The organism is Pseudoalteromonas sp. SCSIO 43088 (genome assembly GCF_023650795.1).
Classification (GTDB): Bacteria; Pseudomonadota; Gammaproteobacteria; order Enterobacterales; family Alteromonadaceae; genus Pseudoalteromonas; species Pseudoalteromonas shioyasakiensis.
In genome coordinates this window covers 360,544-382,346 of record NZ_CP072676.1, presented here as the reverse complement: position 1 = coordinate 382,346, position 21,803 = coordinate 360,544, and the positions used below count along the sequence as shown (strand labels likewise).

General features: G+C 40.9%; 20 protein-coding genes. 14 read left to right on the top strand and 6 right to left on the bottom strand.

Annotation, left to right across the window (positions count from 1 at the left end):
• Window positions 1–7 precede the first annotated feature (7 nt).
• Window positions 8–427, bottom strand: a complete 420-nt coding sequence (locus tag J8Z28_RS19540; protein WP_055197462.1) for a hypothetical protein — start codon at window positions 425–427, stop codon at window positions 8–10.
• 303 nt (window positions 428–730) lie between these two features.
• Here J8Z28_RS19540 and J8Z28_RS19535 point away from each other — a divergent pair, with 303 nt between their 5' ends.
• The 6 genes from J8Z28_RS19535 (at window position 731) to J8Z28_RS19510 (ending at window position 7,024) form a co-directional block, all read left to right on the top strand.
• Window positions 731–3,703: a contractile injection system protein, VgrG/Pvc8 family gene (locus tag J8Z28_RS19535; RefSeq protein WP_250660852.1), complete on the top strand. Its 2,973-nt coding sequence runs from the start codon at window positions 731–733 to the stop codon at window positions 3,701–3,703.
• 37 nt (window positions 3,704–3,740) lie between these two features.
• Window positions 3,741–4,640 carry an IS5 family transposase gene (locus J8Z28_RS19530; protein ID WP_250659373.1) on the top strand — a complete coding sequence of 300 codons (900 nt, stop codon included), beginning with the start codon at window positions 3,741–3,743 and terminating at the stop codon, window positions 4,638–4,640.
• Between the two features lie 170 nt (window positions 4,641–4,810).
• Window positions 4,811–5,557, top strand: coding sequence for a hypothetical protein (locus tag J8Z28_RS19525; RefSeq protein ID WP_250660851.1), 747 nt, complete (start codon window positions 4,811–4,813; stop codon window positions 5,555–5,557).
• 1 nt (window position 5,558) lies between these two features.
• Window positions 5,559–6,086 carry a hypothetical protein gene (locus tag J8Z28_RS19520; protein ID WP_250660850.1) on the top strand — a complete coding sequence of 176 codons (528 nt, stop codon included), beginning with the start codon at window positions 5,559–5,561 and terminating at the stop codon, window positions 6,084–6,086.
• Window positions 6,087–6,112: 26 nt separating this feature from the next.
• Window positions 6,113–6,430: a DUF600 domain-containing protein gene (locus J8Z28_RS19515; RefSeq protein WP_175082848.1), complete on the top strand. Its 318-nt coding sequence runs from the start codon at window positions 6,113–6,115 to the stop codon at window positions 6,428–6,430.
• A gap of 249 nt (window positions 6,431–6,679) precedes the next feature.
• Entirely contained in the window at window positions 6,680–7,024 is a 345-nt protein-coding gene (locus J8Z28_RS19510; RefSeq protein ID WP_175082849.1) for a hypothetical protein, read from the top strand.
• Between the two features lie 50 nt (window positions 7,025–7,074).
• Here J8Z28_RS19510 and J8Z28_RS19505 read toward each other — a convergent pair whose 3' ends face one another.
• On the bottom strand, window positions 7,075–7,434 hold the full coding sequence (locus J8Z28_RS19505; RefSeq protein WP_062565812.1) for a DUF1294 domain-containing protein: 360 nt from the start codon (window positions 7,432–7,434) through the stop codon (window positions 7,075–7,077).
• Between the two features lie 52 nt (window positions 7,435–7,486).
• Between J8Z28_RS19505 and J8Z28_RS19500 the strand changes: the two genes are divergently transcribed.
• Window positions 7,487–8,011: a hypothetical protein gene (locus J8Z28_RS19500; RefSeq protein ID WP_250660849.1), complete on the top strand. Its 525-nt coding sequence runs from the start codon at window positions 7,487–7,489 to the stop codon at window positions 8,009–8,011.
• Between the two features lie 45 nt (window positions 8,012–8,056).
• Here J8Z28_RS19500 and J8Z28_RS19495 read toward each other — a convergent pair whose 3' ends face one another.
• Window positions 8,057–9,574, bottom strand: a complete 1,518-nt coding sequence (locus J8Z28_RS19495; RefSeq protein WP_250660848.1) for a DUF3360 family protein — start codon at window positions 9,572–9,574, stop codon at window positions 8,057–8,059.
• A 401-nt stretch (window positions 9,575–9,975) separates the two neighbouring features.
• On the opposite strand from J8Z28_RS19495, the gene J8Z28_RS19490 reads away from it, so the two are divergent.
• The gene (locus J8Z28_RS19490) at window positions 9,976–11,448 is read left to right on the top strand and encodes a sensor domain-containing diguanylate cyclase (RefSeq protein WP_250660847.1); all 1,473 of its coding nucleotides are present in this window, start codon (window positions 9,976–9,978) and stop codon (window positions 11,446–11,448) included.
• A gap of 216 nt (window positions 11,449–11,664) precedes the next feature.
• On the top strand, window positions 11,665–11,979 hold the full coding sequence (locus J8Z28_RS19485) for a hypothetical protein (RefSeq protein WP_250660846.1): 315 nt from the start codon (window positions 11,665–11,667) through the stop codon (window positions 11,977–11,979).
• A 248-nt stretch (window positions 11,980–12,227) separates the two neighbouring features.
• Here J8Z28_RS19485 and J8Z28_RS19480 read toward each other — a convergent pair whose 3' ends face one another.
• The gene (locus J8Z28_RS19480) at window positions 12,228–14,351 is read right to left on the bottom strand and encodes a methyl-accepting chemotaxis protein (RefSeq protein WP_062565817.1); all 2,124 of its coding nucleotides are present in this window, start codon (window positions 14,349–14,351) and stop codon (window positions 12,228–12,230) included.
• Between the two features lie 116 nt (window positions 14,352–14,467).
• Window positions 14,468–15,472 carry an AraC family transcriptional regulator gene (locus tag J8Z28_RS19475; RefSeq protein WP_250660845.1) on the bottom strand — a complete coding sequence of 335 codons (1,005 nt, stop codon included), beginning with the start codon at window positions 15,470–15,472 and terminating at the stop codon, window positions 14,468–14,470.
• Window positions 15,473–15,579: 107 nt separating this feature from the next.
• Between J8Z28_RS19475 and J8Z28_RS19470 the strand changes: the two genes are divergently transcribed.
• Window positions 15,580–17,013 carry a coniferyl aldehyde dehydrogenase gene (locus J8Z28_RS19470; protein WP_250660844.1) on the top strand — a complete coding sequence of 478 codons (1,434 nt, stop codon included), beginning with the start codon at window positions 15,580–15,582 and terminating at the stop codon, window positions 17,011–17,013.
• A 25-nt stretch (window positions 17,014–17,038) separates the two neighbouring features.
• Window positions 17,039–18,772, top strand: a complete 1,734-nt coding sequence (locus tag J8Z28_RS19465) for a GMC family oxidoreductase (protein ID WP_250660843.1) — start codon at window positions 17,039–17,041, stop codon at window positions 18,770–18,772.
• 27 nt (window positions 18,773–18,799) lie between these two features.
• On the opposite strand, the gene J8Z28_RS19460 is transcribed toward J8Z28_RS19465, so the two are convergent.
• The gene (locus J8Z28_RS19460; RefSeq protein ID WP_054553604.1) at window positions 18,800–19,228 is read right to left on the bottom strand and encodes an organic hydroperoxide resistance protein; all 429 of its coding nucleotides are present in this window, start codon (window positions 19,226–19,228) and stop codon (window positions 18,800–18,802) included.
• Window positions 19,229–19,351: 123 nt separating this feature from the next.
• On the opposite strand from J8Z28_RS19460, the gene J8Z28_RS19455 reads away from it, so the two are divergent.
• The 3 genes from J8Z28_RS19455 (at window position 19,352) to J8Z28_RS19445 (ending at window position 21,779) form a co-directional block, all read left to right on the top strand.
• Entirely contained in the window at window positions 19,352–19,783 is a 432-nt protein-coding gene (locus J8Z28_RS19455; RefSeq protein ID WP_250660842.1) for a MarR family winged helix-turn-helix transcriptional regulator, read from the top strand.
• 93 nt (window positions 19,784–19,876) lie between these two features.
• Window positions 19,877–20,890: a zinc-binding alcohol dehydrogenase family protein gene (locus J8Z28_RS19450; RefSeq protein WP_250660841.1), complete on the top strand. Its 1,014-nt coding sequence runs from the start codon at window positions 19,877–19,879 to the stop codon at window positions 20,888–20,890.
• Window positions 20,891–21,548: 658 nt separating this feature from the next.
• On the top strand, window positions 21,549–21,779 hold the full coding sequence (locus J8Z28_RS19445) for a helix-turn-helix domain-containing protein (RefSeq protein ID WP_054562555.1): 231 nt from the start codon (window positions 21,549–21,551) through the stop codon (window positions 21,777–21,779).
• Window positions 21,780–21,803: the final 24 nt, after the last annotated feature.

The window sequence follows — 21,803 nt, the reverse complement described above, 5'->3', positions numbered from 1 at the left end:
AGATTAATTAATTTTTACAAAGAACTTCTTCGTAAACAGGACAGATTACTCGATTAAATCGCATTGATGCGCAATCGGACCATTTATGACTATTGAATATTTTAGGAAAAATACCTGAACGTTTATTTTCTTGATTATCAACAGCCAGAGACTTAATAACCACATCATCTACAGAAGATATTATTTTTGTATTTAGTACAATCAACTCATCAATATAAGCACTAATATCTTCTTTAATTAAAATGATTTTACCTTCATTTTTAGGTGGACTATTCAGGAAAAAGAAAAACTGATCGATCACCGACGCTGAAAACACTCGATGTGCTGGAATACCGGTCTGATCAAGTAAGGAAGAGATACTTTTAGTAAGAGACCAAGCCAAAAAATAAAAGTTATCGACTTGATTTATAAATAATTTTTTATCCATAAAATCATCCTTGATTAACCAAAAAAAGTACAAATCCATGTCATACTTTTGGTACGTTAGTCCTTAAAACGGGGGCATAATACAAACATCCTTTCAAAAAAGTCAACTCAATACAGCTCAAAAATAAAACTAATTTCGAATTAATATAAAAACTAATAAAAACGTATTAATTGGCATTTAATGGCATTATGAACAAAATTATGGCGCAATTATTATTATTACAATTATTCTATTGAACATTGATTAATAAATGTGTATTTTCCCGTTTCTTGCTACAGGACTTAGTTAAAAAAGGACAAGGATGTGTCTAATTCTCGACTATTAATTGATGTAAATAACATAACCCTAAATGTCACTCAGGTAGATGGGATTGAACAATTAAATCAAGGGTTTGAGTTTATTCTCATTGGTGAATCCAGCCAGCAAATTCTATTAGAGCATCTGCTTTTACAAAGCGCATTAATTACATTCGTTAATAAAGATAATTTTTTTCGCCACCTAGCAGGGATCATTTTTGAGTGTGACAATTTAGGTACATTCAAAGGTAAATATCGATATAAAATAATTATTAAAGATAGATTGAGTACATTAAAAAACATTACAAATAGTAAGGTTTTTATTGGCGTTAATTTAAAAGATGTTATTTTTTATTTAGCAGGCCAAGCTGGCTATTCACCAGGGCAAATTGATTTTCGTGTCGGCTCGTCATTGCCAGCGCTTCCACAGTGTGTGCAAGCAATGGAAACCAACTGGCACTTTCTACAACGCATACTAACCCAATTTGGCTTGTTTATTTGGTTTGAAACAAAAAATAACATTGAACTGTTAGTGATCAGTGATAGTAACTTAAACAGCCCATATTTGCAGCGCGGTGTTGTATCAGTCAAAAACTCGGCCGGTATGAATAACGATGAAAATACCGCTTATGTTGGCTTTTTTAACAGCCAAGTACATCACTCTATTTACAATGATCGCACTGACTGCGTGGCCCATGGACAATATTTAAAGGTCGCAAGTAACAGTCAATCTTACTTTGAACCATGCGCATCAACACCCAGTGCCGCCTCATTACAAGCGCAAGATTTCAGTAACGCGTTAGCCTCTCTTAATAAAACAACGCAACTAGTGGGTAATGTATGTGATTTATTTGCGGGTAGCTCAGTTGCAATTGACGATCAAACCGGCACGGGCAGTAGTGCTGATTTACTGTGTGTTAGCGTGTATCACAGCAGTGAACAACCTAATGACGAAAATAGTCACCAAGGTTTAACACGCTATAGTTGTAAAGCCCAATTTATCGAACGTGGTACGCCTTTTAAAGCCAAACCTTTGCCACATCAAGCCAAACCTATGGTATTTCCGGCTAAGGTAGAGTCTTTAACGACTTCTAGTTTCATTGATGATTTAGGTTGCTACCGTGTGCGAACTGATTTTGACACAACGGCAAGGCCAATTGCGCAATCAAGCCAAGCAATTCAGCAACTTGCTTTATACGCATGTCAAAACCAACCTCAGGCCACTGGCTGGCACTTCCCCCTTGTTGGTGGTTCTGAGGTACTTATTGGCTGTATAAATAACGACCCTAACAACACGTTTTTAATGGGTTTTGCGATGAATGAATCGCAGCCAAGCGTTGTCACCGCTGCAAATAATACACAAAACAGGCTGGTCAGTGCGGCGCAAAACGAGCTGCAGTTTGATGATGACAAGCAAGCACCTAAAATCATTTTACAAACCTTAGCCAGTGAGCACTATCTTGAGCTCAATGCCAAAAAATCAGGCCGCCAATTTATAGAATGGATAAGCCAGCTCGGCACCATTAACTTACATGCAGGTAAAGACCTCTGCCTAACAACTGAGAACGACAACATTCAGTTTGTGATTAAAAATAATCAGTTTATTGATGTTAAAAACAATGTTTCGCTCAGCACTCAAAACCGCGATATCAACATGCAAAGTGCAGGTAGCCAAGCATGGCAAGGAAAAAACACCCTCATTGAATCTCGTCAAGCACTGTCGATGGTCAGTGGTCGCGCAGTTAAAGCCTTTGCGCAAAGCGATATTCAGCTTAAAACCAACTCAAGTGACTTAACTATTTCGGCCCCCAATTGCTCAACATTTTTGCAAACTAACCAGTCAATCGCGATTACAGGCTCAGGCCGTGGTGATTTAATCCTACATAACGAAGGCGGCGAAATTAAACTCGACAGTCAAGGAAATGTTGAGATTATTGCCACCGATGTACTCACCCTCGATGGCACATTTATAAATTTTGATGGCCCCGTTAATTACGATATTGAAAGCCCAAGTACAGCGCGTGCACCTAGGACTATATCCTCTGCAAATGTGCCAGCCGTTACTAATTTCGATATTTCTGATTCAGGAGTTGCAACACGCCAAGATAAAGTCATTGAACTTGCTTACTTTTACAGTGATGGCCTTCCGGTTGAAGATATTGCTTTTCAAATTCAGCACTCAAACAACACTTTATACGAAGGAACATTGAGTAACGGCTTAGCGACCATAGATAATGTAGCCCCAGGTAACGTCATTATTGAATTTATTGGTGCGACTGAAGATGATGTGAACACCCTTAGAAAAGAGCTAAAGACCAATTTAACTGCGATGGTGAAAGAAATTCGCAGTCAAGCCAAAATCCAAGAAGATTTAATTGCTCAAGAAAATATAGCTATGCAGGGATTAATCTACACAGGCGCATTCATAACTGGTCTATATGAACAAGGTGCAAGTATTGTTACTGGTACAGCGGATTTAGTTGAATGGGTAGGTGAAAGTATCTTCGACATAGGGGCCGCATGTTGGCGGTTACTCGAACATTTAGTTCAAGGTGATATAGAAGCTTTACGACAAGAAATAGAGTTAATATTAGAAAATACGACCGAGGGGTTTGAAGCCGTTGCTGATGGCTTTAAAACACTGATTATGATTGCGCAAGATGAACAAGCGCGTACATTAATTGCAAATTTCCCTTACGACTATTTTGATGCCCATTCTAGCGTTGAGAAAACCAGAATGGCAGGTCAACTTGCTTTTGAAATCATTTTTGCATTATTAACCTTTGGAGCAGGTGTTGCTGTTTCAGCTATTTCAAAATCAAGGTATTTTGTAAAAGCAGCACAAGCAATTCAAAAATTAGCTGAAGCTATTAAATTAAAACGATTAAACTACTCTCGTAAAGGTAATACTGAGCAACACCAAGTCGACCGAATAGAGGCGTTGTTTCCTAAAAGTTTGAACTATCTTGCCAGCCTGTGATCAGATCATCTATATCCTACTAGCCTGTGCAACAACAATGAGCAAAATCACAAACTGGTCTCACTATAATCAAGCCCTCGTTAACCGCGGTAATATTCGCTTCTGGTTTGACGAAAAAGCAACGCGTCATTGGTATAACGAATGTACTCACGGTGGGCGTGGCCGCTCTAATCATTTCTCTGATCTTGCTATTGAAACTTGCTTAACACTCAAAGCTGTCTTTGGCTTATCGTTCAGGGCACTTCAAGGGTTCACACAATCGGTATTATCTTTGATGAAGCTTCCGCTTGAAGCCCCAACCTACAGTTGTCTGTGTAAGCGCAGTGCTGAGTTGAATATTAAATTTCGCAGTAAAGTCCGCACCACTGGATTTGTAGATATTGTAGTTGATAGCACAGGACTTAAGGTGTTTGGCGAAGGTGAATGGCATGCACAGAAGCACCACGTAAAGGCAAGAAAAAAGTGGCGAAAACTGCACCTTGCGGTGGATGCCAACACGCATGATATTGTGGGGGCGCAAATGACGCTCAGTAACGTCACCGACGGCGAGACCCTCCAAGATTTGATAAGACCATTACGTCGGCGTATAGATAGAGTGAGCGCTGATGGTGCTTATGATAGCCGCCGCTGCTATGCAGAAATAACTGAAAAAGGCGCGATACCTGTTATCCCGCCGAGAGAGAATGCACGCCTGTGGACTGATAAGCATCCACGCAATGAGGCTGTCATGTTGTGCAATAAGTTAGGAATCACACAATGGAAAAAGCTCAGTGGATATCATGTTCGCTCATTAGCAGAAACAGCGATGTACCGTTTTAAACAGTTGATGGGGGCTAAGCTAAATGCGCGTGATTACAATCGCCAACTGGTTGAAGCGATGATCAAAGTGAAGGCGCTAAATAAGATCAACACCCTTGGTCTGCCTAAATATCAGTAAGTTAAGTGAATTTGTTAGAGAGTTGCATTTGATCAACAAGGCCCCGAATAGAGAAACTTGATGATGAACTCACCATCGGCAAAAAGCGAAGCCGTCCAGAGCCTAAGTCATTAAAAGAAGCTCAGCTAAGACTCGAAGTCGCAAGACAAAACCTTCTAAAACATGGCTATGTGGCTAAATACACAGATGAAGAGTTAACTGCTTTAGCAAAAAGTGGGGCTGTAATAAGTGAACGATTTCATGTGCGCTTCATGGAATCATCATATTTAGAGTATGACGGTAAGCCAGGATTGTTAGGAGCGCCTTTTAGAGGTGAGACGGGCTTTGGTGCAAAGTATTGGTCAACTACATTTGACCAATTAGAAAATGCAGATTCCGATCCAGAAATAATCAGTAAAGTTTTGGGGCTTGATTATGACCAAAATAAAAATTACTCACTTATTATTATAGATACACAAAAGACACATGCACTAGCAGATACCAAAAGTATTGTGCCTACGTATGAAAACCTCAATAATTTTGCGCGAGATGAGTTATCAAAAGTATTTACGTCAGAACAACTCGATACGTTGCTTACTCCTGATTTTCAAGCTAGGTACAGTAAACTCTATTCAAATGCATTAAATTCTGACTTTATGAAAGCTGAGTGGGATACAAAAGGTGCAGTAGACTACTTTAAAAGTTTAGATTTAAACCAAAGTGAATATGATTTAATAAAAATAAGGCTTGAAATGCAAAGAGTTATTGGCAATAACCATCACTTCTTAGGTAACGGCTTAACAAAAAGTTTATTAGAAGGAAATGAGTATGGTGCAGTTGAAACATTTAATTTTGAGAGAAAGCTGATCAACTTAGAACAATTTGGGAATGCAATAGACATTACTCCTATTATTCAACCAATTAAAAGCGGAATTTAACATGACCAAACAATTTTTGCCTCCCCTTATTGAAATCAAAGATCCGGAAGTGCCACCAAAAGATATCAGACTTTTAGTGAGAATTGAGGATGAGCTGAATTATCCTGGTGACTTTGAATCCTTTTTTATTCAAAGCAATCACCTTTCAATTGTTTCGCACCGAATTGTTAAACGTAAAAATAAACCTAATTTTCTATCAACTAGACAATTTGATGCACCACTTTCAATTTTACCTTGGTTCGTTAATAAGTTTGAGTTTTTTACTAAAATGCCTCACGAAGGTGGGTTACCCCATGGAAAAATAAGCACTGACGATTTAGTTGAAGGTGAAGATATCGGCCTTACACGTTTAATGGGGAGGTTAAATGCTAGAGGCGATCAAGGTTATAGTTTATATAACTATTCTCGCAAAGATTTTGATGGCTCGGGCTATCAATCATTAATTATTTCAGATAGCTACCTATTTCAAGGCGGTTTTTTTGAAACATGGAAAGAGCTTGCCAATAAATACGAAAACGGCACTTTATAACAAAACAACAATGCTAAGGACAGCACATGACACCCAACTCACAAATACCACAGCAACTAGGTCAATACCTCTATCAACAAATTAACGGTGACTGGTCGAAAGCAATGTTAGTTTTAGATTGCCAGCACGATGAGGTCATTACATGCCAGGCTTTTTATGAAAAAGAGGCCGATGAAACTCAGCACCCTATTGCCGTTTCTGACCATATTATTGATTTATTTAAAACACTGTTTGATTCTGCAATACAAAATCAACCAGAAAATTGGCAACGTGCGATTTTTAATATCACTCGGCAGGGAAAATTCAGCATAGCGCTTGATAAAGAAAACAATGATGAAAATTAATAATTACTATTTTTAAAACCACAATACACACAATAATTAAAAATCATTATTTAATAATATTAATGAAACTATAATTTGAACCTTATTAGGATACATACTAAAATATCTCAAATTTTATTATTGATGATAAATATGAAAGTCACGGAAGACGAATAATAGCTACCCACCTCTATTGTTATTCCTTGATTATTCATAAGTTTTCAAACTATAAGCGATTTCGTTTATTGTGAACTATTAAATGGAGTATTTATGAAAAAGTTAAGCGCATTATTTGCATTATTGGTTTTAGCCGGCTGTTCATCAAACTATGATGTTGAGCCCCAACCAGAGCCTATTGCAGAAGTAACACCTGAAGTGGTTGTAGATGAATCGGTAATTTCATTAACAGTGGTCACAACACCTGATGATGCGCGTGTTCGTATTATGAATATTAAACCTGTTTATGAAGATGGTATCGAACTTAATGAAGGTAAGTACGACATTGAAGTAACAAAACCTGGTTACTTAACTTACCGCAAATGGGTTGTTGTTGATAAGAAAACGATTCTAACGATTGAGCTTGATAGTATTGAATCAATTCAAGCTGCACAATAAGTCGTTTTCACGAAAAAGGAAAGCAGCGGCTTTCCTTTTTTGATCTTCTTTTAAATTAACTGCAAATAGTACAGTGACGACAGTGCACTGCCATTAACAATAATTGTTAGCCAAAGTACGGCAATAAAACTGCGTTTTTTGGATTTGTGTCTTAACCATTGCTGCGCAATTAATGAACCTGGCCAGCCACCGATTAACCCCAAAATATGCAGTGTACGCTCAGGTACTCTTATCACATGCTCGCCATGTTGCATCGCTAAACGTTTATCCCAGCCATATACCAAAAAGCTTATTAAGCTCGCTACGCTGTAAGTGCCTGCAATAAAGTAGGTAATATTAAGTTGCCACGATATCAGCCATAGCAGCGCTAGAAACAACAATGAAAATGTAATTAATGTTTTCTTAATCAACGAATTATCACCTATACTCTGCAAAACAAATTAATTTTATCGGGACGCTATTATGGCATACCTAAAATCACTTTTACTATCAATCTGCTTATCTTCGCTTTCTGTTATGGCTGTAGATCAACAACTTGATGACAAGCTAAAAGTGTTTGAGCCTTACTTAGGCACCTGGCAGTCAGACTTTAATGTCGCAGCAGGTAAACCTGCGGTGCAAGATGTGAGTACTTGGCAACGCGCGCTAAATGGCACGGCGATTAAAACCATTCACTCTATCAATGAAGGTGAATATGGTGGTGAGTCGATGATTTTTTGGGACAATAAAAAGCAGTCTTTGGTGTTTTATTACTTCACTACGGCAGGTTTTTATACCCAAGGCACAATGAATGTACTTAGCCCTACTCAATTTGTTGCTTATGAAAATGTAACGGGTAATAAAGAAGGGATCACTAAGGTGAAATCGACAAGCGAGTTTAAAGACAACAGCTTTGTAGTGTCGACCTCTTACCTTAAAAAAGGCCAGTGGACAAAACCCGATACTCGAACTTACACCCGCAGCGAAAAAACAGTTAAGTTTAAATAAAAGCTTTAAAAAAGGGTAAGGCGTTTATCACCTTACCCTTTTTTATCAATGCCTAAAGTCAGCCATTAATGCTGGGATCCCCGGCAGCATCCCTACTATTGCCATCACGCTTGTCAAGATAACAAACATCACTAACGGAATTATCCAACGGCTCATTGGAGACAGCTCAGAGCTTCGCTCTTTACAACCAATTAAGCCCAGATTGTCGAGCAACATAGTTAATGACCAGCCAAATGCAGGATTCACTAAAGTAGATGAAAACACCACAATAGCAGCCGATTGCGTAGTTTTACCTTCGCGGGTCATTTCCATACCAGCTTCTAGAAGCGGGATAAACACACCAACTATTAGCGCGACGCATAACACAGGTTGCCAAATAGCTAAATCCATTGGGTAACCCCAAATACTGGCAATAATACAAAATAATGCCGTTAACACCGCTCCGGCAGGAATTGGGCGTTTAGCGATGGCTGCTGGCACGATGTAGGTTCCCCATGACGAGGTAAAGTTAGAGCCGCCTAACAAAGAACCAAACGTTTGGCGGATTGAAGCACTGAACATGGTATCGTCAATGTTCATTTGTACTTTTTCTGTGCGTTCTGGGTAACTAATTTTTTGGAATACTTGATGCCCTAAAAAGTCAGGTGACCACATAGCAACCGCAAGCACCGCGAATGGCAATACCACCACAAAGCTCTCTAGGGTTGGTAAACCCAGCATCCAACCGGTATTTTCACCCCACCAATACATTGGGTTCATATTTGGTAAACCCGGCGCTGTTTTAAACTCAAACGGTGCACCCAGTAAAAATGCGATTAAACCACCAAGTAAGCAACTTAAAGGCACTGCTAACCAACGTTTTTTGAAGTGCTCAAGTAAGGCATATAACACGATAGTCGACAAGATCACAATGAAAGCGATATGGGTCATATCAATGCCTTCAGCCCATGCAAATAGCTTTTTAACCTGCGAAATCGTGCCAATAAAACCAAGGTAAAGCAGTAAACCGCCACACACGCCTCGGCTGGTTAACCCCGCCAGTAAACTCCCGCCTTTACTAAGCGCCAGTAATAGACCAAACGCCCCTATCAGTAAACCGAAGGCCATTGGGTGACCACCCGCAGCAACTACAATCGGGATCAAAGGAATAAGCGGGCCATGCGTACCCGCTAAGTTTGCTGTTGGTAAAAAGAAGCCTGAAAATAATAAAATGAAGATCGATACAATTAACAGCTCATAGCGCACATTTTCTAGAATAAAGCCTTCACCTAAGCCCAGTGGCGCTGCAAACGTTGCAGCAATTGCACCCACCATAACCACCTTGCCTATGGTCCCTGCCATGGCAGGAATAGAGTCTTCTAATTCAAACCGATAATCACGAAATGGTAAGTTAGGACGCCAGCGCTTAGGCTGCATAATTTGTAATTCGTGTTCAAGGTATTCGTCACGACTCGAAAATTCACTACTTGGTTTATGAAGTGCTTGATAGCTTTGCTGGTCGGTATGAGTATCCGATCCTTGTTCAGCAGGCGTTTTTGACGCTAATTGCTGCCTCGTATTCATGAGTTCTCCTACTGCCTATCTTGAAAAATTGTGTGAGTTTTTATTATGCAGTTAGGGTAAAGCAGCCAGATACAAAACACGATTAGGCAAATGGTCGGGTATGAATTTATAAAATAGGTGTTTTTAATAAGTTGAGAGACTCATAAAATACACTCAAACAATTGATAATTAATGATTTATTTATATTTAGCGCTTTTAAAGAGTAAGCAAAAGATTGTTTTTTAAGCACATTAACTATTAGTCTAATAAATTGTATGAATAGCAAACAGTGTTATAAAAACTACTTTTAAATTAACTGAATTTGCCTAATTCCTAACTACTAATATACTAATTTATTAGTAGTTTGATTAATGCTAACTCGCCAGTCGGTGGCTTTCTCACATAAGCGCATAAAGGGATGTATGAACACACAGCTCAAGCCTTGGCAATTTAATATCATTGTTTGCTCTGTTTATCTGCTGTTTGGCTTGTTTACCATGCAAGTGTTAAAAACACTAGCAGTATGGCCTCCAGCAGGAGTCGCATTGGCAGGCTTGATGTTATTTGGTCGTAAAGCCTGGTTGGGCGTTGCATCAGGCACCTGTTTAGTTGTGTTTTTTTACTTTTATCTCAGCGGCTTAAACCCATTCACGTTTAAACACATAGCAATAAATGCCGCTACAACCACAGGTAATACTCTCGCTGCTTTGACTGCATTTTGGCTAATTAACCGAAAACTTAAACAACACACACTGCTGACGAGCGTTACCAGTTTAGCCAGGGTGTTTATTGTTGCTTGCATTGCGATTGGCGTGATTTCTGCGCTTTTCGGTGTGGGCATATACTCACTAGTTGGTATCGAGTGGTTTAATGGCTTGTATGTAGGCATATTAAATTGGAGTATTAGCAATGCCTTAGCAGCAATTGTGTTCACCCCTGCCCTTTACTTTTTATGGCGAAATTGGCCTCATACGGTCACCCCTAGTGAATTTTCTAAACTTCTGTTGCTTACTTTTACCGTGGTTTTGTTGTGTTATTTTATTTTTGGCCCCGCATACACAACCATGACATTGCCATTTTTACAGCCTGCATTACTGCTGTTTCCACTGCTTTATGCCGCTACGCGGTTATCACCAACCGCCACCAGCTGCATGAATATGTTAGTATTTTTTGCAGCTTGGGTCGGAAGTAATCAAGGCTGGGGGTATTTTTATTATCATCATCCTAAAACAGCAGAAGTGACCATGCAGTTTTTCTTTTTATTTACTCTTTCAGCGGTATTACTTATTCAAGCCGTGTTTATTCAGCGCAAGAAAGAGCAACAAAAACTAACCACCATGCTCGAACAAAAAGTAGAAGAGCGAACCTATGAACTAGAACGTGCTAAGCATGAGGCATTAGCCTTATCTGTAACAGATCATTTAACACAACTTTATAATCGCCGCGGCTTCTTCGAAAAGGTTAATCAGCAGTTTGCAAAATATCATGACGCGCAATGTACTTGCTCTCTGTTACTGCTAGATTTAGACCAATTTAAAGCTATAAACGACAAATTTGGCCACGCTACTGGCGATGAAGTAATACGAACCACAGCGCATAAACTCATCCAACATAGCAGATCATCAGATATTGCGGGGCGCATTGGTGGAGAAGAATTTGTCTTATTTTTACCTATGGCAAATAACCACACGGCATTTGTTATTGCAGAAAAGATTAGAGCCGATATCGAACAACAAGACATCATCGCCGACAACAACCACGTTGTATTCACCGTGAGTATTGGCGTAAGTACCTTACAAGCAAGCGATAAGCGTATAGAATCGATGTTAAAACGCGCTGATAAAGCGTTGTACCAAGCCAAAAACCAAGGCCGTAATCAGGCGCAGTGTAGTTAGAATGAGTTACGAGTTGCTAGTTACGAGAGTAAAGTTACGAGAGTAAAGTTGCGAGATGCGAGAGTAAAGTTGCGAGATGCGAGCATGGGCCTAAGATTCCTTGCACTATACGACTAGAAATTAATTAACGGCTCTGTTAAAAATACACTGACTATAGAAGAAAACGAGCTATAAGCCCGTTAAGTTTAATGGAATTACTATCCTTGTGAGGTTCAAATGGAAATTGAAGTAACCAGACCAAAACAATATCATGATAAAATTAGAGATTACACTTTATGGGCCGACTCTAAAAAAATCGGCAAAGTCAAACCCAACTCTTTAGCCAACTACACAATACCTGATGACGCTGAATTTATCTGGTTCTCCATTGATTGGTGCTCTAGCCCTAAACTTTCTGTCAAAGATATTCAATCAAATAAAGTAACTGTTTCAAACACTATGAGCAGGAACTTACTATCGGGTCTATTTTTACCCATTTATTACGTTACTTTTGGTAAAAATAATTATCTAACAATTACGAGCGATGTATAACCACCCTTAATCGATTTTAGGTTCGATTACTTCATCGCATAACGATATTTTTACCCTTTGTCGCGGCATAAAGCCGCTGCTACCTTGTAGGCGTCACGCTTGCTTGGCGCGCGAAACAAGGTATTAGTTACGAGGAACGAGAGTAAAGTTACGAGAATCGAGGAACGAGTCTGTAGTAGCGATTTTACATCGCGTTTTTCTCGAACCTAGCTCCTAGCTCCTAGCGCCTAGCGCCTAGCACCTTAAAACTATTTCGTCTTTAACTTATTCAACTCATCATCTTGTTGTGCAACGAGTGCATTGAGGGTTTGGCTACCATCTCCGGCTTGGGTAGATAGCTCAGCTAGTTGCGATGCGGCATCTGAAATTAACGTCAGGTTGCGGTTTATCTCTTCTGTGACTGAGCTTTGCTCTTCTGCGGCCGTTGCAATATGGGTAATTTGCTGCGTGATTTCATCCACTTTGACGACAACTTCATGTAATGCATCAAATGCAACGGAGGTTTCATCTACCGCGGTTTGTGCACGCACAACACCTTGTTCAATTACTTTAGAAGCGTTACCTACTTCTAGCTGTAAGCTGTCGATTAGGCCACTGATGTCATCGGTTGATGAACGTGTTTTTGAAGCAAGTGCCCTTACTTCATCAGCCACTACCGCAAAGCCACGGCCTTGTTCACCGGCCCTTGCCGCTTCAATTGCTGCATTCAGTGCAAGTAAGTTAGTTTGCTCTGCAATTGTTCTGATCACATCTAAAATTTGGGTGATGTCGTTACTGCGTGCCGCAACTTTTTCAACCGCTTGATTGGCCTCTTTGATTTCATCTGACATGGTTTTAACTTGGGTAACCGCAGACGACAAGCTCGATTCACTGCTCACAACAAGGCTGTTTATTTCATCAGCTTGTTGCGCTGACTGCTCTGAGGCTCTTGCCACTTCAAGGGCTGTTGCGCTCATTTCATTCATGGCGGTCACAACACTCTCAATCTCTTGGAACTGCGCTTGAACGTTGTGCTTAGTATCAACAGCAACACTAGTTGCTAAGTGGGCCTGCTCTTTGGTTTGCGTTGATACATTTTTAAGCTCACCAATTAAATCTCGTAATTTAGCAAGAAACGCATTAAAGCCAGTTGCCAATGCGATTAGCTCAGCGTGAGTATCAACATGCAAGGTTTGAGTTAAGTCACCTTCAGCACTGGCAAGGTTATCAACGCGCTGTTGAATTTGCTGTAGTGGTGCCACAATTGTGCGGATCACTAAGGTCATGATAACAAAGGCTGCACCAGCAATAATAATACCTGTAACCAAGATTAAACCGCCTAGTGTATTGGCATTTTCACTCATGCTATTTGCCAGTGCATGCGGCCCTTCAAGGGCAAGCTCAGCGGGTACTTCAATCAATAAGTTCCACTGTGTTTTCGCAAGCTTAATGCTAATTGGGTAGTTAACTAAATACTCATCACCAACTTTAAATACACCACTTTGTTTTTTCGCTTTTACGTAATTGTCTAAAATGCTTTTAGTCACCGCCTCTTTTAACGGTCTGCCTAGCTTATCTTTGTAATGGCTACTACCAACCACTAAATCGAGTGAACTTAGCAAGGTAACGCGGGCTTTACCGTTATACAGCTCTTTTGAGAGCTTTTCGGTCATGCTTTGAAATACAGGCAATGTTAAATCAACCCCAGCAACACCTATAAATTCGTTATCACGAAGAATGGGCACAGTTAGAGAGGTCATCATTTCAGAGTAACCCGGGGTGATTTCGTATAGGTAGGGCTCCATAATGCAAGGCACTTTGGTGTCTTTTACACACAAGTACCACTCAGCTTCCCGCTGGCCAAATTCATTGAGCGTATCCACATATTTTTCAGCTACATCGTCAACCACTTGTTGCTCAATTACGCCGTCTCGGTTGCGCGTGAAATAAATTTCTAGTGTGCCAACGCCTGCTACAGAATGATCATACCCGCTGATAAAATTAGCATCACGGCCATCAAACGCATTTGCTTCAAATTGCGAGTAGATAGATGAAAGAATATCATTTTTTTGTAATAGAGAGCGATTCAACTCAACCACAGCATCGCGGGTTAAGGTAGCTGCCGCATCGTTGTCACCTAAGATAGCGGCAAATGAATAAGGCACTCGGTACGCTTCATTAATAAACCCAGCAACTTGTTCACCATATGCGGCGGCATTTGAAGCGAGCTTATCCTCCACCTCTGCAACAATCAACTTTTCTGATTGCGCAGCTAACTGCTGGTTGCTGCTTGACAGCTGCCACCATAAAACACTTGATAAAACAAACACAGTAATAAAAATACTGCCTACCGTAAGCCATAATAACTTTTTCGCTAATGCTAACTGCCGCATCGACATTTCCTGTTTTTATTGTAGGTTTGCTAATAGTTTAGACCATTTGCATGACTACACAGGGACAATTAGAAAAAAAGTATGAAGTTTTGCTGTAATTAAGCTGCTTTGTTAAGTTAGCGCAAGTTATGCTGCCATTCGGTGGGTGACATACCAAACCATAACTTAAAGCGACGACTAAAAATCGACAGCTCCGCATAGCCTAAACGCAGTGCTAAGTCGGTCATATTGATATGCTTTTTTTGTAATAGTCGCATTGCCTCTGACTTTCTAACTTCGTCCAACAATTGCCGATAACTGGTGTTATGCTCAGTTAATATGCGTTGCAGCTTTTTGGGGTGTAGCCCAACACTTTTGGCGGTATTTTCTTTATTGCACTCACCGGTTGCTAGCAACATTTTCATCGCACCTTCTATTTGCAGCATTTCATCGGGGAGTTTATTAAGGCGTTGCAGCTCAAGTTGATCCGCTATTAAGGTGTCTAAAATGGCATCATTGAGCTGGGGTTTATAGGATAAAAATGCGCTTGAAAAGTAAATCGCATCTACGTCACTGTTAAACTCAACCTCGCAATTAAGCACTTTATTAAATAATGGCCGCTGTTTAACTGCGACAGATTGCCGTAAGCACACTTTATCGGCGCGCCATTTCGGGCCAACTAATTCTTTTAATATTTTATTGACCAAACACACTGCCAACTGAGATTTTTGCTCAAACTCGTGTTTTTCGTCAGACAGTCGGACAAAACGTACCTCACAACTCGTTTGCCCAAGCAGGGCAAGGTTTAGCACAATACCTTCAGCATGCAGGTATATGTATTTTTGGGCAACATTGAGGGCATCAAGAATCGTAGGTTGGCGCGACATGTAAGCACCAATCAAGCCCACAGTACTCATACTTTGTGATGCGCCAAGCTTTAAGCCAAAACATGGCTCATCACACGCTTTGGCAGCAAGTTCAAGTAACTCAAGGTAATGAGCGTAAACAACAAAGCTGTCTGGGTCGCGTAACTGTGCGGGTAAAATACCTGCTTTCTCCAACAAAGTAATTGGATTCACACCATATTGCCTCACTAAATTCTCAAACCCAGCTAAACTAGAAGAGCGAATTAAACTTTCCACGCAGTGTGCCTTTTGTCCTAAAGAGTCATTTCAGTGTCCTAAAAAGTCAAATCAACTGCAAGTGATTTATTTATGCTAGAACAAACTCTGACAAACAGAACTTACAGATGAACATTGCAGCAAAACCGATAAACATCGACAACATTTTAATGGCCGACTTAGTCGCGCAGCGCAGCCACGCTAAAGCTGAGGGTATTGAAAACTACCAGCAAAGACGTGAACACTTACTTGCGTTAAAAGCCATGATTACTGAGAACCAAGCACGTATTATCGAGGCCATTAATCAAGACTATGGTAATCGCTCTCGCCATGAAACCTTACTTGCCGAAATCATTAATGCCTGTGCAGATATCAATAGCACTTTAAAGCACCTTAAAAAGTGGATGAAAGTGCAAAAGCGACATGTTGATCACCGTATGTATTTAGGGGCAAAGAACCGAGTTATTCCCCAGCCGCTTGGTGTTGTAGGGTTAATTGTGCCATGGAATTTCCCGATAAATTTAGCCTTTAGTCAATTAGCTGCTGCATTTGCAGCAGCTAACAAGGCGATGGTTAAAATGTCTGAAAACTCTCGGCATTTAAGTGCGCTTTTAGGGGAGCTTGTAGGCCACTATTTCAAACCCGAAAAGCTGCAATTTTACTGTGAGACTGGTGAAGTAGGCATCGCCTTTTCAAAGCTCCCCTTTGATCATCTAATGTTCACAGGCTCAGGCGAAACCGGTAAAAAAGTGATGGCTGCCGCAGCGCAAAATCTAACGCCTGTAACCCTTGAGTTAGGAGGTAAATCTCCTGCTGTGATTGCTACTGATTACCCGATGCAAAAAGCTGTTGAGCGCATCATGTATGTAAAGCAAATGAACGCTGGGCAAATTTGTACCAATGTTGATTACGTATTTGTGCATCAGTCTCAACTTGCGCTATTTATCGATACAGCAACTCGCTGGGCGAAGAAACATGTGCCAGATATCAATAGCCAAGATTACACAGCCATTATTGATGACCGCGCATTTAAACGCCTTACAAACTGTATTGAAGAAGCCAAACAACTTGGCGCTGACGTTATTACGCTTAGCGACCAAGTGGCTGATGCCAACACGCGAAAACTGCCACTGACATTAATTTTAAACAGCAATGACAGTATGAGCATTGATACCCGCGAGATATTTGGACCTATTTTAATGGTAAAAACCTATCAAGACTCGCAGCAGGTCGTTGATTATATTGCAGGGCGAGATAGGCCTTTAGCGTTTTACCCGTTTAGCTACAACAAACAGCTTATTAACTTTTATATTGAGCAGGTGATGTCGGGGGGTGTAAGCGTTAACGATGCCCTGTTTCATGTCGGTCAGCACGACTTACCTTTTGGTGGCGTAGGTGCCAGTGGTATGGGGCATTACCATGGCTATGAAGGCTTTTTAACCTTTTCAAAATTACGTCCGGTGTTTTATCAAGCCAAGTTTTCGAGCGTGAAATTTTTAATGCCGCCTTACGGCAGGTTTGCCGATAAGCTTTTAGCCTTTTTAAGTAAATTAAATTCATAATAATAAACACCAACAGGTGATAATAATGCAGCAACACACATTTGATTTTGACCAAATTATTATAGGCTCTGGATTTGGCGGCTCTGTGAGTGCGCTTCGCCTAAGCGAAAAAGGCAACCGAGTTTTAGTACTCGAAAAAGGCCTACGCCGCGACGATAAAGAGTTTCCAAAAACCAACCTAGATATCAAAAACTATATGTGGCAGCCAGAAATTGGCCTAAAAGGCTGCATTCAATTTTCGTTTACCAGCAAAGTCACTGTGCTGCATGGTGTGGGTGTGGGTGGTGGTTCACAAATTTATGCCAATGTGCAACTTATTCCTGATGATGAAGTGTTTCAATCTCCAGCGTGGACACGCATAAAATCAGACTGGAAAGAAAGCCTAATGCCCTACTATGGCCTTGCACAGCGCATGTTAGGCAGTGCCAAAAATACCTATACCAATGTTGCCGATCACACACTAAAAGAGATTGCAGAGCAGATGGGTCAAGGTGACTCGTTCAAAACCGTGAATACCGGGGTGCTTTTTGCAAAACCCGGCGAAGCCTATAACAAAGAGCTACCCGACCCATACTTTAATGGCGATGGTCCAAGGCGAAATACCTGCCATTACTGTGGTAGCTGCATGATTGGTTGTCGCCATAATGCCAAAAACACCTTAATGAAAAACTATCTGTACTTTGCCGAACGCAATGGCGTAGAGATAAGACCCAGCTCTGAAGTAATCAAAATCACCCCGCTCAATGCAGATGGCAGTGCAGGATACAAAATTAAGATTAAAGATACCAGTCATCGCAACAGCCATATTTATACGCTAACAACACGTGGCGTTGTGCTAAGCGCAGGGGTCATGGGCACCGTGCCTTTGCTTTTAAAAATGCGCGATAAAGACAAAACATTGCCCAATATTTCAGCTTGGCTAGGTCAGCAAATTCGCACTAATTCAGAAACCCTCACCACCGCGAACAACACTACTAAAAAAGTTGATGATGGTGTTGCGATCAGCTCATTTATTTCGGTCGACAAAGACACCAATATTGAAATTTGCCGGTTTAGAGAAGGCGCCGATGGCACATGGCTATATTTACCTTACGTTCCCATGGTGACTGGAAAAGGCCTCAAGCGTATTGCTAAGTTTTTAGTGAATACACTGCGCCATCCAATAAAAACAGCCAAAGTCTTGCGGCCAAAAGGAAAAGCCCGCAGCTCAATTCTCTTTTTGGTGATGCAAAAATCCGAGGCGTTTATTCACCTTGAATGGCGACGTAAATGGTATCGCTTATTTAAAAACGGCATTACTGCGGTGCAAAAAGACAATGACACGCCGCTTAGTGTTAGTTTTCCAAAAGCAGAAGAAGCAACCAAACTCTACGCCGAAAAACTCGGTGGCGTGCCAGGCTCAGCCTTATCTGAAGTGCTATTTGGTGCCCCGATGACGGCGCATATAATGAGTGGAGTCGCCATGGGGACTGATGCTTCTAACGGCGTAGTTGATAGCTCCGGAGAAGTGTTCGGCTATCAAAACCTACGAGTTATTGACGGCTCAATCATACCGGGTAATTTAGGGGTAAACCCATCATTAACCATTACCGCATTGTCGGAATATGCAATGAGCCAAGTGCCGGTATTCGATGCAGCCCGAGCAAGCAAGATAAAACCAATAGAATTTAGTGAACCACGCGAAGGCCTAGTATCTGCGCTTACGGGTTCAGGTGATTTAGCAAAATCGATTGCTGAAAAACAAAAAAGCCGTGCATAAAGCACGGCCTATTTTGATAAATAGCGATTAGATCACTGATAACTCTACAGCAATGTTACCGCGTGTAGCGTTTGAGTATGGGCATACTTCGTGCGCTTTATTAACAAGTGCAAGAGCGGTGTCTTTATCAAGATCACCTACCGATACCGCAAGCTTAACAGCAATACCAAAACCACCTTCAATAGGACCAATAGATACTTCTGAGTTAATATGAGTATCAGCTGGTAATTTAATTTTTGCTTGGCCAGCCACTAACTTTAATGCACCGATAAAACAAGCCGCGTAACCTGCTGCAAATAATTGCTCAGGGTTTGTACCTTGACCATCATCACCACCTAACCCCTTAGGAGTTGATAGTGCCACATCTAAACGACCATCATCTGATTTTGCTGTGCCTTCACGTCCACCTGTTGCTGTTGCTTTTGCTGTGTATGCGACGCTTTGTAGTTCTTTCATGATTACTCTCCTAATTGAGTGAAAATATAATTTGCATGCAAAATATATTAGATCAGCTTTTTCGGGATTGCAAATACTTTGTATGCAAATTAAAATACTCGTATTGAATTTTGAGGATCGAGTATGAAATACCCACAACTAAAATTAGATAACCAACTATGCCATCGCTTATATATGGCATCGAATGGGATTGCCCGTGCGTATAGAGATTCTCTTAATCAATTAGATTTAACCTACCCGCAATACGTAGTGATGATGGCGCTGTGGGAAAAAGATCAGATCAGCATTGCTGAATTACTTGAAAAAACCGCCATTGATGGCGGTGCGATGACGCAAATTTTGAAAAAAATGAGCGATAAAGCATTGTTGTCGATCACCAAAGATAGCCAAGATAAACGCAAACGACTCGTGCAGCTCGAAGCCAAAGGCAAGGCGATGCAAGATCAAGCCGCCAATATACCGTCGCAAATTCGTTGTCGCTTCCCAAGCATTAACGAACAACAAGCACTGCAACTGATTGAATTACTCGATTTAGTAAATAGTGACCTCAATTAACAAAAATTATTTGAAAGTGAATTTGGATTACACTGCTTTTTAATAAAACTAGATGCGCTATAGTGTTCAAAACTCATCAATACGGACACCATCATGAAAGCATTTGGATACACTACAGCAACCCCAACGTTATCGGACTCATCACTACAAGCGATTGAATTACCTGATCCCGTTGCCACAGGTCACGACATTCTTGTAGCCGTAGAAGCAATTTCAGTAAACCCCGTTGATACTAAAATTCGCGCTAATGTGTCACCAGACATTGGCTACAAAGTTATTGGCTGGGATGCCGTGGGGACGGTTAAAGCTGTTGGCGACAAGGTTTCGTTATTTAATGTCGGTGATCGTGTGTTTTATGCTGGCGACTTAACGCGCCAAGGTAGTAATGCTGAGCTGCAACTTGTTGATGAACGCATTGTCGGTCTTGCACCAACAAGCCTGAGTAATAGTGAAGCAGCCGCCCTGCCCTTAACCAGTATTACGGCATGGGAGTTATTGTTTGACCGCTTACAGATTGAAAAATCTAAGAACAATAAGCCAGCCTCTGTATTAGTGATAGGTGCCGCCGGTGGTGTAGGCTCAATTTTAGTGCAGCTTGCCAAACAGCTTACCAATTTAACGGTTGTTGGTACCGCCGCACGAAAAGAAAGCGCCAACTGGCTTAAAGATTTAGGAGTTGATCATGTTCTTGATCATAGTAAAAACCTGAACGAGCAACGTCTTGCGGCCGACCTGAATGAATTTGATTACGTAGTGAGCTTAACGCACACCGACCAACATCTTGATAGCATTATGGAAGTGATCAAGCCACAAGGTAAATTGGCACTGATCGACGACCCTGCAAGCTTTGATATTTTAAAGTTAAAGCGTAAAAGTATTTCGTTGCATTGGGAGTTTATGTATACCCGCTCAATGTTCCAAACCGATGATATGATTGCCCAACATCAGCTTCTTTCAGAGCTTGCTAGCTTAGTTGATAACGGCACAATCAAAACAACATTGGGTGAGCATTTAGGTAAGATAAACGTAGCAAACCTTATTAAAGCCCATAGAATTTTAGAATCTCATAAAGCTCGCGGAAAGCTTGTGTTGGAAGGGTTTGAGTAACGAGGAATAAGTTGCGAGGTGCGAGATTCGAGAAACGAGAGTAAAGAAGCGAGCTGCGAGAAGCGATTTTACATCGCGTTTTATTCTCGAATCGCTCCTACCTCACCAATAACGCGGCATAAAGCCGCTGCTACCCGTAGGCGTCACGCTTGCTTGGCGCGCGAAACAAAAAATTAAGATTCAAGTTACGAGGTGCGAGATACGAGAAGCGAAGTGCCAGCTTGTAGCAGCGATTTTACATCGCGTTTTATTCTCGTATCCTCCTACCTCAACCATGTCGCGGCATAAAGCCGCTGCTACGAAAAACGAGATACGATGTGCGAGCATATATCAGCGATTTCACATCGCGTATTTCCTCACTCAACAATAATAACACGCATCATTAAAGTGCATTACAGCACTTACCTTTCACTATTTTAGTGCCTGTTTTTAGGGACGCCCTTACCGCCCAATATTAACCAATTGATTTTTAATGTATTTAATTTAAATAAAGGTTTGGCACAGATCTTCCAATAGTGAGTATGAACTGGCACTAACAAGGAGACTAACGTGACTAACTTCTTTCACACTCTTTATCTACTTTGGCGATTAGACATCAGCACATGGCATATGCATGAAGCAAACGATCCGCATAATGTGGCTGATTTGGAGCGTCGCTATGTTAAATAATGACCCCGCATTTATTGAAGCGCTTAAAAAAATTTCGGTTCACCAACTGACAATCACCGAAGCGTCTGAGCAGTACGACATTCCTAAGCGTGTGTTATACAAAGCCGCACGACAGCAACAAGTTAAACAGAACAAACAAAAAGCGTATTTAATTGCCACTCAGAAGCGCCTTCAACAAAGTCTACGTAATGTAGAAATGGAGTTAGCTAGCTTCAGCTAAATAACTTCTGTATGGTTAAAATAC

Coding starts and splice junctions, on each gene's coding strand:
- J8Z28_RS19540 (WP_055197462.1), bottom strand. CDS start 427: ATGGATAAAAAATTATTTATAAATCAAGTCGATAACTTTTATTTTTTG.
- J8Z28_RS19530 (WP_250659373.1), top strand. CDS start 3,741: ATGAGCAAAATCACAAACTGGTCTCACTATAATCAAGCCCTCGTTAAC.
- J8Z28_RS19520 (WP_250660850.1), top strand. CDS start 5,559: ATGACCAAACAATTTTTGCCTCCCCTTATTGAAATCAAAGATCCGGAA.
- J8Z28_RS19515 (WP_175082848.1), top strand. CDS start 6,113: ATGACACCCAACTCACAAATACCACAGCAACTAGGTCAATACCTCTAT.
- J8Z28_RS19510 (WP_175082849.1), top strand. CDS start 6,680: ATGAAAAAGTTAAGCGCATTATTTGCATTATTGGTTTTAGCCGGCTGT.
- J8Z28_RS19500 (WP_250660849.1), top strand. CDS start 7,487: ATGGCATACCTAAAATCACTTTTACTATCAATCTGCTTATCTTCGCTT.
- J8Z28_RS19495 (WP_250660848.1), bottom strand. CDS start 9,574: ATGAATACGAGGCAGCAATTAGCGTCAAAAACGCCTGCTGAACAAGGA.
- J8Z28_RS19490 (WP_250660847.1), top strand. CDS start 9,976: ATGAACACACAGCTCAAGCCTTGGCAATTTAATATCATTGTTTGCTCT.
- J8Z28_RS19485 (WP_250660846.1), top strand. CDS start 11,665: ATGGAAATTGAAGTAACCAGACCAAAACAATATCATGATAAAATTAGA.
- J8Z28_RS19480 (WP_062565817.1), bottom strand. CDS start 14,351: ATGCGGCAGTTAGCATTAGCGAAAAAGTTATTATGGCTTACGGTAGGC.
- J8Z28_RS19470 (WP_250660844.1), top strand. CDS start 15,580: ATGAACATTGCAGCAAAACCGATAAACATCGACAACATTTTAATGGCC.
- J8Z28_RS19465 (WP_250660843.1), top strand. CDS start 17,039: ATGCAGCAACACACATTTGATTTTGACCAAATTATTATAGGCTCTGGA.
- J8Z28_RS19460 (WP_054553604.1), bottom strand. CDS start 19,228: ATGAAAGAACTACAAAGCGTCGCATACACAGCAAAAGCAACAGCAACA.
- J8Z28_RS19455 (WP_250660842.1), top strand. CDS start 19,352: ATGAAATACCCACAACTAAAATTAGATAACCAACTATGCCATCGCTTA.
- J8Z28_RS19450 (WP_250660841.1), top strand. CDS start 19,877: ATGAAAGCATTTGGATACACTACAGCAACCCCAACGTTATCGGACTCA.
- J8Z28_RS19445 (WP_054562555.1), top strand. CDS start 21,549: ATGTTAAATAATGACCCCGCATTTATTGAAGCGCTTAAAAAAATTTCG.